The organism is Citreicoccus inhibens, from assembly GCF_019039035.1.
GTDB lineage: Bacteria > Myxococcota > Myxococcia > Myxococcales > Myxococcaceae > Citreicoccus > Citreicoccus inhibens.
The window spans coordinates 63,864-76,865 of sequence record NZ_JAHNZT010000038.1; the positions used below are offsets into that span (position 1 = coordinate 63,864).

Here is a 13,002-nt window from a genome sequence, read left to right on the forward strand (position 1 = left end):
CCACCATGACCATCCGACCGATGAAGAACCTGTTGGCGGCGCTCTGCGCCGTGATGGCCCTGGGCGCCTGTGGCAGCCTGGATGTCCCCGACCTCAACAACCCCAGCCGCGATGACTTCGTGCAGAAGCCCACGCGTCAGGCGGTCCTCTCCGGCGCCACGGGCCTCTTGCTCGGACGGCGCACGGGCATCGCCGCGCAGAACGGCTACGTCGCGGAGCTGGGCGTGCTGGGCCGCGAGGCATTCATCTTCGATGCCTCGGATCCCCGCTTCGTCACGGAGTTGTTGGGCCCGGCCCTCGACCCGGGTGGCCCGGTGTTCGGTGGCAACTTCTGGCTCAGCCCCTACGCCAACATCCGCAACGCCAACACGGTGATGGACGCGCTCGACCACGTGGCGGGCATGACCGACGCGGAGAAGGAGTCCATCCGCGGCTTCGCCAAGACGATCCAGGCGCTGGACTTCCTCCTCGTCGTCAACACGCACTACGACAACGGAGCGGTGCTCGAGGTGAACCGGCCGCTGGGCGACCCCCTGGCGCCCATTGTCACGGACCTGAAGAACGTCACGTATCCCTTCATCATCAGCCTCCTCGACGAAGGGCGTGACCACCTGCTCCATGGAGGTACCGCCTTCCCGTTCGCCCTCAGCACGGGGTTCAAGGGCTTCAACACCCCGGCCACGTTCATCAAGTTCAACCGCGCGGTGAGGGCGCGCGTGGACGTGTACCGGGGCGACTTCGTCCAGGCGTTGGAGGACCTCAGCGGCTCCTTCCTGGACGTGCGCGCGGACCTGGCGCTGGGCGCCTACGACACCTTCGGCTCCGGCTCCGGCGAGCTCGGCAACAGCCTCAACGGCCCGACTATGTTCGTCCACCCGTCCCTCATCGCGGACGCGGACAAGAAGGCGAATGGGGACCTGGACGACCGCGTGACGCGCAAGACGAAGAAGGGCGCGGCTGGCAGCGACCCAGACGGCAAGGTGTCCTCCGACATGGCGTTCACGATCTACCCGGACAGCAACGCGCCCGTGACCATCATCCGCAACGAGGAGCTCATCCTCCTGCGCGCGGAGGCCAACATCGGACTGAAGAACTACCCGGCCGCGGCGGATGACCTCAACTTCATCCGCACCACGTCCGGTGGGCTCCCGCCCCGCTTCGACATCACCGAGGCCACCGCGCTGGACGAGCTGCTCAAGCAGAAGCGCTACTCGCTCCTCTTCGAGGGCGGCCACCGGTGGATCGACCTGCGCCGCTACGACAAGCTGGACACGCTGCCCAGGGAGTACAGCGACGCGCCTGTGCACAAGCAGTTCCCCATCCCCAAGCCTGAGATGGATGGCCGCAAGTAGTCGTTGAGGCACAAGGCCCCGGCGCACGCCACCTTCGGCGACGCCGGGGCCCCTCCCGAAGGCTCGAAGCGCGCTACTCGGAGAGCAGGTCCGACCAGAAGCCCACGAGCCGCCACGCTTCCTTGAGTCCCCCCGCCCGGTCCAACTCCGCGTGCGTCACGAGCGGGGTGATCAACAGGTGCACGTCGGCGCCGGGCGCCAGCGAGCGCGCCAGCGATGAGGCCTCGATGGCCGGGATGACCGAGTCCTCCGAGCCGTGCACCAGGTACACCGGCGCGATGGGATGCGGTGCCCGCTCGGGTGACATGCCCAAGGTCTCCCCCAGGTCTCGCGAGAAGGGCAACAGCGACGTGCCCAGCGACGCGACGTTCCGCTGATTGACGAAGCCCATGAGCGACGCGGCGGGCTCGCGCATCTCCGTCTGGAGTTCGCGGGCGCGAGTGAAGGTCGCCTCCGCCTGCTTGCCGTCCGACAGCGTCAGGTTCGAGGCGCGCAGGAAGGTCAGGATGCCGACCCGCAACGGCTCCAGTTGCTCGGTCGGAACGAGCCGCTCCACCACGTTCAAGAGCAACACCGCCACGCCATAGTCATGGGGCGCGCGCCGCACCCCGTCCGACTGCACGCCCGTGCACAAGAAGTTCAGCACGCGGCTCAAGTCGCCATGCCCGCCGAAGGACAGCACCGCGGCCACGTGGGGGTACAGCTCGGGCCTCCCGGCGGCAATCACAGACATCCCCCCCGAGAAGCTGATGCCGAACAGGTTCACCCGCCCGTCGGGGACCAGGTCCGCGCGCTCGACCACCCACAGCGTCACGTCCGTGATGACATCCGGGATGCGGGGGGAGATTTCGTAGTGGAGCAGGTCAGGAGGCTCCGGAGTCAGCACCGGATGCCCGCCCGCCGCGAGGTCTTGCGCGAGCTTGCGCAAGCGCGGCTCGTCGATGCCGTCCGAGTGCACTCCGGACGTGAGCACCACGAGCCGCCCGCTCCGCCGCTCGGGCAGATACAGGCGCGCGCGCACGTCGCCGTGGCGGGTGGGGATCCGCAGCTCGGAGGTTTGAACCGGAACGCTTCCCCACCCTGCGACGAAGCCCGCCACGGAGCCTTGGAGGCCGGCCGCGCGCACGACGAAGGACAGCCCACGAACCCAGGGCGGAGCCACGAGCCCCACCGCGAGAAGAACAACCGCCAACCCCACCCAGGGGCGCCACCTGGGCGCCCGCGTCCCTACTGCATCAGGTGCTCGACGAACGTGCACAACCGCTCCCGCTCGAATGGCTTCTCCAGCAGTTCGCGGGCCCGGTGTCCCACGAACTCGCGAGCCTGAGCAGTGAACGCCCCTCCGGTCATCAATCCCGTATGAGGCGCCAACTCGGGAGCCAGCCGCTCCAACTCCACGAGGAAGTCCATCCCGCTCATTCCCGGCATCATCAGGTCGCAGAGAATGGCATCGAAGCGTTCCCCGTGCGACAGGCGTTGCAGCGCCTCTCGCGCGTCCTGGAACACGTGCACGTCATACAAATCCCTCAGGAGCCGGCTCACCGAGCTGCCCACGGAGGGCTCGTCGTCGATGAGCAACAGGCGACGGCGATCCCCTGGCAGCGACATCCCCGACAGCCGAGGGCCCACCGGCGCCGAGACATGCGCGGAGAGCGCGGGCAGCTCCACCCGAAACGCGCTGCCTCGCCCCGGCGTGCTCAGGACATCGATGCGGCCCGCCATGGCCTGCACGATGGTGAGACAGATGGACAACCCGAGGCCGGTCCCCACGCCCGTGGGCTTGGTGGTGAAGAACGGATCGAAGATGCGGTCCTTCACCTCGGGCGTCATGCCTCGCCCGTTGTCCTCCACCTCCAGCATCACGTACCCGCTGCGGCCCGGCCGCACCGAGACGCGGATCCGGTTCTCCTCGGCGGAACGCTCGGGAAAGGCCTGGAGCGCGTTCACCAGCAGGTTGACCAACACCTGCACGAGCCGGCCCTCGTTGCCGTGCACCGCCTGCACCGGCTCCAGCGAGCACACGAGCCGCGCGCGGTGCTGCATCTCATTGCGCACCAGCCGCAGCGCCCCTTCCACGGCGCTGTGCACGTTCACCGGCCCGTGGTGCTCCTCGTCGGTGCGCGAGAACGTCCGCAGGTCCCGCACGATGGTGCGCACTCGGCCGGCCCCCTCGAGCGCCTCGGCCACCACCTGGCGCAGCTCGCCCAGGTGCTCCGCGGGAAGCGCCGGCTGAGCCAGCCGCTCCCAGAGGTAGGACAGATTGGACGTGACGTAAGCGAGCGGGTTGTTGATCTCATGCGCCACGCCCGCCGCGAGCGTGCCCACGGACGCCATGCGCTCGGCCAGGCGGAGCTGATGCTCCAGGCGCTTGCGGTCGGTGACGTCGCGGATCACCGCGACGAGGAAGGGCTCGCCCTCCTCGCTCATGAACGAGGCCTTCTTCGTGACGAGGCAGCGCGAGTGCCCCGCGCTGTCGGTGAGCAGCTCCTCGTTCTCGTCCCCCTGGCGGGTGCGGAAGACGCGTTCGTCCTGACGCCAGAAGACCTCCGCCTCATGGGCGGGGACGAACTCGTAGTCCGAGTGCCCCAGCAGCGCGGACGCCTCGTGCCCCATGAAGCGGCAGAACGCGCTGTTCATCGCGACCCAGCGATGCGCGCGGTCCTTCACGAAGAGCGGATCCGGCACGGCATCGAGCGCGTTGCGCAGGAACGCCACCTTGCGGCGCAGCGTGTGGAGGTCCTCGCCACCCTCCGCGTCCAGCCGGCGGCGCAGCGCCACCAACCGAGCCCCCCAGGCGGCTCCAGGGGGCCGGGCACACTCGTCCGCGCCGGCCAGGGCGAGCGCCTCCGCGTCGGCATCGCCGCGCGACGTGAGCACGACCAGATGCGTGCGGAGGGGAGCGCGGCACGCGTGCAGGTGGCGACAGCGGGCCACGAGGGCCTCCAGCGGACCTCCCGCGTCCCACAACACCACGAGCCCGTCGGGAACGGAGTCGGGCGGGGCATCCACACAGAGGACGCGACACCCACGACCGGTCTCGGTTTCGCGCAACCCCCGCTCCAGCGTCGCGACCTCAGACGCCGGCATCGCCACCAGCAATGCGTGCACGCCTCTCGCTCCTCGGTGCCGCCCACGCCGGACACATGAACGGCCCGGCTCGGATTACGGACGGGCGCTCCCCGTGAGTCAACGCGGGGCGGCGCTGACCACGGGCTCGCGCCGTCGGGTCGCGTGAGACTCAGGCGCGACGGCCAGGGCGAGCAGCCAGCTTCGGCCCCACCTGACACACGGAGAGCAGCGAACACCGTGCACAGCGTGACGCCTCCAGCTGCGCCGGGCAGGCGCCACTCATCCCGAAGTGGCACAGGGCGAAGTCGAATCGGACCGGATCCACCGGATCAATCTGTCGCAGGGCCGCGGTGACTTCTTCGGCCGTGCGCCACGTCAGGTCCGTGCGCGCGGTGAGGCCCAGGTGTTGGGCCATGCGCCCGATGTGAGTGTCCAATGGGATGACGAGCGAGGCAGGAGGTACCCGCTTCCAAATCCCGAAATCGACCGCGTCGGGGCCTCGCACCATCCAGCGCAGATAGAGGTTGAGGCGCTTGGCTGCTCCCGCGCCCAGGGGCGAAGGCAGCAGGTGGTGCAGCCCCCGCTCGGGCCCGAGCTTCGCGCGCAGCGGCTCCAGGGGCACCTGCCGCAAGGTGGTGGTGAAGACATCCAGCGCGCCGTGCAGCGTCCCGCGCGCCTCCAGCCCTCGCGCGAACACCGCTTCCAGACTGCCGTGCTCGCGCAGCGCGCGCCCCATGCCCAGCAGCAGCACCGCCACATCGGTGCCCACGTTGAAGCGGTAGACGAAGCCCTCCAGCAACGCGCGGGCGCCCTCCACCTTGAGCGTGCGCACGAACGCGGCCGGTGACGGCCCCATGCGCTGGAGCAGGGAGTCCACCTTGGGACGGAACAGGTCCGCGCGCCCATACGCGAGCGCCGCCGCGAGCAGCGCGCTCACCTCGATGTCGCGCGGATCCGCGTAGCGGTGGGGAAACTCCACCGGATCGAAGCCGATGCGCGCGCGCTCATCCATCGCGGCCACCAGCGCTTCCAGGCGGGGACGCAGGAGGTCCACGGCCCGCGGCGACAGTGCCGCGGACGTGGACCGGCGAACCCTCGGGGTGCGGCGCGCGCCAGGCACGGTCAGCGGATCAGCTCGCGGACGACGTGGCCCAGCTCCGGGAGGATGAGCGACTCCAGGGCCAGCCGCACGGCCTGGGGCGAGCCCGGCAGCGCGAAGACAATCATCCCCTGGTGCGTCCCCGCCGTCGCGCGAGACAGCCACGCGGCGCTGCCCACCTGTCGGTAGGACAGCATGCGGAACAGCTCACCGAAGCCCGGCAGCTCCTTCTCGAACAGCGCGCGCAGGGTCTCCACGGTGGTGTCGCGCCGGGCCACGCCCGTGCCTCCGGTGAAGAGCACCGCCCGAGCGCCCGCCTCGCGCGCCTGGGTCAGCGCCTGACGGATGGCCTCGGGCTCATCCTTCACCACCACGGTGCCCGCGATGCCGTGCCCAGCAGCCTCCAGCCCGTCACGCAGCACGCGTCCGCTCTCATCGCGCGCCGCGTCGCGGCTGTCCGAGCACGTGACGACGAACGCGCTGACGCTCACCGGAGCCTGCGCGCGATGCTCCGAGGCGACCGGGGCGTGCTCGTGCGCGTGGTCATGCGCATGGGTGTGCTCATGGCCGTGGCCGTGCGAATGAGCGTGCGAGTGCTCATGGCCGTGCTCATGCGGATGCTCATGCCCGTGCTCATGCGGATGCTCATGCCCGTGGTCGTGGCCATGCGGGTGAGGATGACCGTGGGCGTGCGCGTGCCCGGAGTCATGGTCGTGATCGTGTCCTTCGTGTGCCATGGGGTACGGCTCCTTCTGGGTTCCGTGGGCGCGAGGCGCTCAGGCATCAGGCAGGTCGACGACGAGTTCGCCCGCGTCCACGCCCACCGTGACCGTCGGCTGGTCATCGCACACCCCCGGCGAGGTCACGTTCTGGCCTGAGTCCATGTCGAACCCGACCTCATGACAGGGACACACCACGGTGTTGCCCTCGATGCGGCCACCCGATAGGAGGCAGCCTGCGTGGTTGCACCAATCATCCAGGCCCTTGTAGCGCCCGTGGATCTTCGCGATGCACACGTTGCGCTTGCCGACTTCGTAGCCTCGCATCTCCCGTTCGGCGAAGTCCGCCGGGCCGAGCTTGATTCGCGTCATCGCGCCTCTTTTCCCACAACGCGGGTCCGCCTGCACTCCTGTTTCCCCGGCACTAGATTCCGGGTGGGATTCCCGACGTGAACGACTCGAAAACGCCTCCCTCGATTCTCGACAAGTCCGCGGTCGCCCAGGTCCTCCGGGACATGGGCCTGCTGCTACAACTCCAGGGCGAGAGTGGATTTCGCGTCCGGGCCTATGACATCGGGGCGGACCGCATCGCTGGCCTCACCCAGGACCTGGCGGCCGTGGTCTCGGAGGGTCGCCTGCAGGAGCTGCCCGGCATTGGCCCCGCGCTCGCCGAGAAGATCGTCGAGTTGGTGACCACCGGCCGGCTCACCGCCTTCGAGGAGCTGAAGGCCCGCTTCCCCGCTGGGCTGCTGGAGCTGATGAAGCTGCCCGACCTGGGCCCCAAGAAGGTCGCCGTGCTCTGGAACGAGCTCCACGTCAGCACCGTCGAGGAGTTGGAGGCCGCCTGCCGCGACGGGCGAGTCCGCGCGCTCAAGGGCTTTGGCGCCAAGAGCGAGGCCAAGCTGCTGGAGGGCATCGCGCTGTACCGCCGCGCCAGGGGCGAGCGAAAGCTCCTGGGAGATGCGCTGCCCGTGGCCGAGGAGCTCCTGGCCCGCGTGAAGGCCGCGCCGGGGGTGGTGCGCGCGAGCCTGGGAGGCAGCGTGCGTCGCCGCGCGGAGACGGTGGGCGACGTGGACATCATCGCCTCGGCGCCCGAGGCGGGCCCGGTGCTGGACGCCTTCGCCAGCGCGCCGGGCGTGGCCACGGTGCTGGGCAAGGGCGACAGCAAGTGCTCGGTGCGGCTCGTCACGGGCGACCTCCAGGTGGACCTGCGCGTGCTCCCCGACGAGGACTTCGCCACCGCGCTGCACCACTTCACCGGCTCCAAGGCCCACCACCTGCGCCTGCGCAGCCGCGCCCACGAGCGAGGTCTCAAGATCTCCGAGTGGGGCGTGCACCGCGATGACGACACGAAGCTGAAGGTGGACGACGAGGCGGCCCTGTATCGCCTGCTGGACATGCAGTACGTGCCGCCCGAGCTGCGTGAGGACACCGGTGAGGTCGAGGCCGCGCTCGCGGGCACCCTGCCCCAGGACCTGGTGACGATGGAGGATCTCCAGGGCGCGGTGCACGCGCACACCACCTGGTCCGATGGCCGCGACTCGCTGGAGGACATGGCGCGCGCGGCCGGGGCCTTGGGGCTCAAGTACCTGACCATCACCGAGCACAGCGAGGCCGCCATCTACGCGGGCGGACTCAAGGTGGACGTCCTGGAGCGGCAGTGGGAGGAGATCGACCGGGTCAACGAGCGGGTGCCCGGCGTGCGACTGCTCAAGGGCATCGAGGTGGACATCCTGGAGTCTGGCGCGCTCGACTACGCCGACCGCGTGCTGGAGCGCCTGGAGGTGGTCATCGCCTCCATCCATGTGCGCCACTCCCTGGACGAAGAGCAGATGACCCAGCGGGTCCTCACCGCGCTGGACAACCCCTTCTTGCACATCCTCGGGCACCCCACGGGCCGGCTCATCCAGAGCCGCGAGCCGTACCCGCTGCGCATGGAGGCGGTGCTGGAGCGCGCCGCCGAGCGCGGCGTGGCGGTGGAGGTCAACGGCAAGCCACAGCGCTTGGACCTCAAGGCCGAGCACGTGCGCCGCGCCATCGGCTTGGGCGTGAAGCTGGTGGCGAGTTGCGACGCGCACCGCAAGGAGGACCTGGCCAACCTGTCCTTCGCCGTGGCCACCGCGCGCCGAGGCTGGGCCCGCAAGTCGGACATCCTCAACACGCTGTCCGCGGAGCGGTTCCTCGCCGCCTTGCGCGCGCGCCGGTGATAGGCTCCCGCGCGCGTTGATGTTCCCTGCCCCATCGCCTCGCGTCTTCGTCCTGACATGCCTCGCCCTCGCCGCCCCGGTCCTGGCCGACGAGGACGCTCGCCCGTCGCGCGCGGACCTGACCCGCGCCCTGGAGCTGCACGCGCGCTCCACCGTCCGGGTCATCGGGCCCAAGCAGACCGGGCTCGGTATCGTCGTGGGCACGCAGGGCCAGATCCTCACCTCGGTGCAGTACGTGGGCCTCGAGTCCGCCGAGGTGGAGCATGACGGGCAGGCCCGCCCCGCGAAGGTGGTGCTCGCGAATGCCCGGCTGAAGGTCGCGCTCGTGTCCGCCCCGGGCGAGGCGTGGCCGGCGGCGCCGGTGCGTCTGCCGCCGGAGGGACTCGTCGGGCGGTGGGTGGTGGGCGTGGAGCCCGGCCGGAGAGGTCAGCCGTCCACGCCGCGCGCGGCGCTGGCGCGCAGCGCCCCGGAGCCCTTCTTCGACGTGGGCCTCGCGCTGCCCGTGGGCAGTCCGGTGTTCGGCGCCGACGGGAGACTGGTCGCGGTGGTAGTGGAGCGTCGCGGCAAGCAGGGCGCGCGCGCGCTGCCCTTGAGCGCGGTGAAGGCCCAGCTCGCCTCGGCGGCGACACCATGAGTCGCCCGCCCGGACCGCCGTGGAAGGTGAGCGCGGTGCAGGAGGCGCTGGGCCTGTGGGCCCTGGGCTTCCTGGGCATCATCGGCGCGTTCCTCGTCGCGGGAGGCACCAGCGGCCCCAAGCTGGTGGCCACCGTGGGCTTCCTCTACCTGCCGCTCATCCCCATGCGCTGGCGCGACGAGGACTATCGCGACTACGGGCTGACCTTGCGCGCGTGGAAGGAGGACCTGCGGCTGTTCCTCCTGTTGTCGCTCATCGTCGGGCCCCTGTTCTTCGTGGGCTTCGCGGGCTTCGTGCAGCTCACCCCGCACCTGCCCGTGGCGCTGGCGCGTCACCTGACGCCCATCGTCGGCGAGGGCCACTTCCAGCCGCGACTGCCCCCGCGCTTCGGGGAGTGGGTCATTGATCAGCTCTTCGTGGTGGCGCTGCCCGAGGAGTTCTTCTACCGAGGCTACATCCAGGCCCGCCTGCGCGACGCATGGCCCCAGGGCCGCGTGGTGCTGGGCGCGCGACTGGGCCGGGCCTTCTGGGTGACGGCGCTGCTCTTCGCGCTGGGACACCTGGCCATCTTCCAGACGTGGCGTCTGGCGGTGTTCTTCCCCGCGCTGCTGTTCGGCTGGATGCGCGAGCGCACGGGCACCGTCATCGGATCCGCCCTGTTCCACGCCGCCTGCAACTTGTACGTGCGCTTCCTGGAAGTGTCCTTCTTCGGCCAGTAGCGCGGGACCTCAGGGCGCGCTGAGCGCCCGAGCCTGGAGGTCGCTGCCCACCACCAGCGTTGCCCCCGAGGGCAGCTCCACCCAGCTCGCCGGGCGCGCCAGATGACTGGCCACCACCACCGTGCGCTGCCGTCGGTGAGCCCCCAGGGTCGGCTGGAGGTCCGAGGTCCGCGCGTCCACGCCACACGCCTCGCACGCCGCCGAGCCCTCCATCCGCATGTAGTACAGCGGCAGCTCCCCCAGGCGGGTCGCCGCGAGCACGGCGCCGTTGGTGGCCAGCAGGTTCAGGTTCGACGCGCGCGCAACGCCCGCCTCGGCCGAGGCTTTCGCCACCTCCAAGGCCGTGCGCGCCAGGAGCTGGCCGGCGACCTCCGGCTCCAGCCGGGGATCATCCGTCCGCCCGAGCGCGCGCAGGTGCTTGAGGAACACGCCAAAGAGGACCTCGCTGTCGGTGGGCCCGCGCACCTGCCGTTGGAGGTGCTCGGGCAGCCCCGCCAGCAGGGAGGCGCGCAGGCGCTCGAAGCCCTCCACCCGGCCCTGGTGGGCGAAGAGCCAGTGCCGCGCGCGAAACGGCTGCGTGTTCTCCTCGTGGGCCAGGCCCATGGGGAGCCGTTGCGCATGGAACAGGAGCGCCTCCGACTCGATGTCCGGCAGCACCCGCGGCAGTGACAACTCCGCGCCCGCCGGGAAGCGACGCAGCAGGACTTCCTCCTGCGCATAGCTGCCCACGCCCACCACATTGGGCGTTGCGTCACCCTGGAGACGGACCTGCCCGCCCAGACGCAGCAGTTCGCACCGGAGCAGGTTGGGATCAGACGTCAGTGCCGCGAGGACGACGGACATGAGAAAGAGCCCCCCTTCGGCTCTCTCCATAGATAGTGACGAGGGTCGCGACCCTCAAGCGGCCCACCTGTCTCCCATCCCCCAGGCTAAGCGCTTGAAAGGGCTGGTCGTGGCGCCTAACCTCCGACGGCCTGAAGGTCGCACCCCGGGAGAGGGACGGAGTGCGGGTCTTCACCGGAGACGGAATGTCGGACGAGATCGCTATCGGCATCGACTTGGGTACGTCGTACTCGTGCGTATCCGTCGTCCAGGACGGACAACCGGTGGTCATCCCCAATGAGTGGGGAGAGACGACCCATGCATCGTGCGTGTCGTTCCTGGATGACGGCTCGGTGTTGGTGGGCAACGCCGCGAAGCGCAACATCATCACCAACCCCGAGTCGACGGTGTATTCCGCCAAGCGACTCATCGGGCGCTACTACTTCTCCGACGAGGTGAAGAAGGCGCAGGCGGTGATGCCGTATCGCATCGTCGAGGGTGACAACAACTCGGTGCGCATCGGGGTGAACGACCGGAGCTACTCGCTGCCGGAGATCTCCGCGCTGGTGCTCAAGGAGATGAAGGCCGTCGCGGAGACGTACCTCGGCCGCCCTGTCACCAAGGCGGTGGTGACGGTGCCCGCGTACTTCAACGACAACCAGCGGCAGGCCACCAAGGACGCCGGGCGCATCGCGGGGCTGGAGGTGCTGCGCATCCTCAACGAGCCCACCGCCGCGGCACTCGCGTACGGGTTCGGCCGGGACGTCAACCAGCGGGTGGTGGTCTACGACCTGGGGGGCGGCACGTTCGACGTGTCCATCCTGGAGATCGGCAAGGACGTCTTCGAGGTGCTCGCCACGGCGGGCGACACGTACCTGGGCGGCGACGACTTCGACGACCGCATCATGACGTGGCTGGCGGATGACTTCCTCAACCGCACGCGGCTGGACGTCCGGCAGAACAAGTACTGCCTCCAGATGCTCAAGGAGGCGGCGGAGAAGGCGAAGATCGACGTGGGCCAGAACGGCACCGCTGACGTCCACTGCCAGGGCATCTGTCAGGACGCCAACGGCAACGTGCTGGACCTGCGCAACACGCTGAACCAGGACCAGTTCAACCGCATGGTGATGGACCTGGTGCAGCGCACCTTCAAGGTCTGTGACGAGGCGCTCCAGAGCGCGCGGCTCACCGCCGCGGACATCGACGCGGTCATCCTGGTGGGCGGACCGACGCGGCTGCCCATCATCCGCAACTCGGTGAAGCACTACTTCCAGAAGGGTCCGCTGGAGGGCATCAACCCGGATCAAGTCGTGGCCATGGGCGCCGCGCTCCAGTCGCACGCGCTGCTGGACAGCCGCACCGAGACGTTCCTGGTGGACGTCACGCCGCTCACGCTGCGCATCGGCACGGTGGGCGGGTACACCGAGAAGATCATCGACAAGAACACGCCGGTCCCCATCGACCGCTCGAAGACCTTCACCACCAGCCGCGACGGCCAGGAGAAGGTGAAGATCCGCGTGTACCAGGGCGAGTCCAACCGCGCCGACGAGTGCGAGATGCTGGGCGAGTTCGAGTTCGCCGGCTTCCGCATCGGCTACCGCGGTGAGGTGAAGATCGAGGTCACCTTCGAGATCAACACCGACGGCCTGGTGCATGTCTCGGCGTGCGACGTGGAGACGGGCCAGAAGACGTCCACGACCATCACCCTGTCCTCGGGCATGACGGAGGCCGACATCCAGCAGTCCATCCAGGCCAACCGCAACATCCGCCTGGCGGGCCACAACTCCAACGACCTGCCCGCCGTGGCCCAGTAGGCGACTCCGATGTCCGAGCCTTCAGACCCCAGCGCGCCGAAACCGCCGGGGCCCCCAGCCCCCGCCGCACCACGCCCCGCCATGCCGCGGCTGACGGCGGCGCCGCTGTCTCCCGCCTCGGGGGCGGTGCCGGTCGCGCGTCCGTCTGGGTCCGCCGCTCCGGCGCCTCCCGTGGGAGCCACGGCGCCCCGGCCTCCGGGAGTCCCCGCCACGCCCGTGCCGCCTCGGCCCCCCGCGGGTGCCGCGCCCCCGCCTCCGCCCAAGGCAGCGACGGAAGGCGCCGATGCGAACCTGCCCGTCGGAGCACGTCCGACCGCCACCGGGGTGCCCACCGTCGCGCCTCGGGCCCCCTCGGCGCACTCCACCGCCGCCACGCCCGGCGTGATTCCATCGCGAGCCCCCGCGACGCCCGGAGCCCCCGCTGTCCCGCCCCGTGTCGCGAGCCCGCCGCCCCCGCCGCGTGCCACGAGCGCCACGCCCACCGTGGGCCCGGGAGCCCCCCGCGCAGCGCCGGCCGCAGGCGCCACCCCGTCCCCCGTGGCCCCCGCGACTCCGGCCGGCCCCGGC

The 13,002-nt window shown here is 70.2% G+C and carries 12 protein-coding genes and 1 pseudogene; 6 read left to right on the forward strand and 7 right to left on the reverse strand.

The genetic code is table 11. The features are described 5' to 3' along the window. Nucleotides 1-5: 5 nt before the first annotated feature. Entirely contained in the window at nucleotides 6-1,352 is a 1,347-nt protein-coding gene (locus KRR26_RS30665) for a RagB/SusD family nutrient uptake outer membrane protein (protein WP_120200850.1), read from the forward strand. A gap of 73 nt (nucleotides 1,353-1,425) precedes the next feature. On the opposite strand, the gene KRR26_RS30670 is transcribed toward KRR26_RS30665, so the two are convergent. From KRR26_RS30670 to KRR26_RS30695, 6 genes are all read right to left on the reverse strand, one after another. Then, nucleotides 1,426-2,550: a dienelactone hydrolase family protein gene (locus KRR26_RS30670; RefSeq protein WP_328707239.1), complete on the reverse strand. Its 1,125-nt coding sequence runs from the start codon at nucleotides 2,548-2,550 to the stop codon at nucleotides 1,426-1,428. 29 nt (nucleotides 2,551-2,579) lie between these two features. Then, nucleotides 2,580-4,460, reverse strand: coding sequence for an ATP-binding protein (locus KRR26_RS30675; protein WP_233576436.1), 1,881 nt, complete (start codon nucleotides 4,458-4,460; stop codon nucleotides 2,580-2,582). 130 nt (nucleotides 4,461-4,590) lie between these two features. Beyond that, the gene (locus tag KRR26_RS30680; RefSeq protein ID WP_199723627.1) at nucleotides 4,591-5,433 is read right to left on the reverse strand and encodes a TIGR02757 family protein; all 843 of its coding nucleotides are present in this window, start codon (nucleotides 5,431-5,433) and stop codon (nucleotides 4,591-4,593) included. Nucleotides 5,434-5,543: 110 nt separating this feature from the next. Then, on the reverse strand, nucleotides 5,544-6,011 hold the full coding sequence (locus tag KRR26_RS30685; RefSeq protein ID WP_217081545.1) for a MogA/MoaB family molybdenum cofactor biosynthesis protein: 468 nt from the start codon (nucleotides 6,009-6,011) through the stop codon (nucleotides 5,544-5,546). Beyond that, nucleotides 6,008-6,229, reverse strand: coding sequence for a hypothetical protein (locus KRR26_RS30690; protein ID WP_217081546.1), 222 nt, complete (start codon nucleotides 6,227-6,229; stop codon nucleotides 6,008-6,010). Before KRR26_RS30690 ends, KRR26_RS30685 begins: the two co-directional genes overlap by 4 nt. Before the next feature lie 67 nt (nucleotides 6,230-6,296). Next, nucleotides 6,297-6,611 (reverse strand): Rieske (2Fe-2S) protein, encoded by a 315-nt coding sequence (locus KRR26_RS30695; RefSeq protein ID WP_120200857.1) that lies wholly within the window; start codon nucleotides 6,609-6,611, stop codon nucleotides 6,297-6,299. A 77-nt stretch (nucleotides 6,612-6,688) separates the two neighbouring features. Between KRR26_RS30695 and polX the strand changes: the two genes are divergently transcribed. From polX to mrtX, 3 genes are read left to right on the forward strand one after another with little or no spacing between them, the layout of a single operon-like run. After that, nucleotides 6,689-8,446: a DNA polymerase/3'-5' exonuclease PolX gene (gene polX / locus KRR26_RS30700; RefSeq protein WP_321202733.1), complete on the forward strand. Its 1,758-nt coding sequence runs from the start codon at nucleotides 6,689-6,691 to the stop codon at nucleotides 8,444-8,446. A gap of 19 nt (nucleotides 8,447-8,465) precedes the next feature. Beyond that, a complete protein-coding gene (locus tag KRR26_RS30705) occupies nucleotides 8,466-9,080 on the forward strand; it encodes an MXAN_2756 family trypsin-like serine endoprotease (protein WP_236069353.1) in 615 nt (204 codons plus the stop codon). Continuing rightward, entirely contained in the window at nucleotides 9,077-9,799 is a 723-nt protein-coding gene (mrtX, locus tag KRR26_RS30710) for a myxosortase MrtX (protein WP_120200861.1), read from the forward strand. The genes KRR26_RS30705 and mrtX overlap by 4 nt, the downstream gene beginning before the upstream one ends. A gap of 9 nt (nucleotides 9,800-9,808) precedes the next feature. On the opposite strand, the gene KRR26_RS30715 is transcribed toward mrtX, so the two are convergent. Next, the gene (locus KRR26_RS30715; protein ID WP_120200863.1) at nucleotides 9,809-10,642 is read right to left on the reverse strand and encodes a class II glutamine amidotransferase; all 834 of its coding nucleotides are present in this window, start codon (nucleotides 10,640-10,642) and stop codon (nucleotides 9,809-9,811) included. A 185-nt stretch (nucleotides 10,643-10,827) separates the two neighbouring features. On the opposite strand from KRR26_RS30715, the gene dnaK reads away from it, so the two are divergent. Continuing rightward, complete coding sequence (dnaK, locus tag KRR26_RS30720) at nucleotides 10,828-12,435, forward strand: molecular chaperone DnaK (protein ID WP_217081547.1); 1,608 nt, start codon at nucleotides 10,828-10,830, stop codon at nucleotides 12,433-12,435. Between the two features lie 81 nt (nucleotides 12,436-12,516). Continuing rightward, a pseudogene (locus tag KRR26_RS30725) lies at nucleotides 12,517-13,002 on the forward strand (response regulator); the annotation flags it as partial.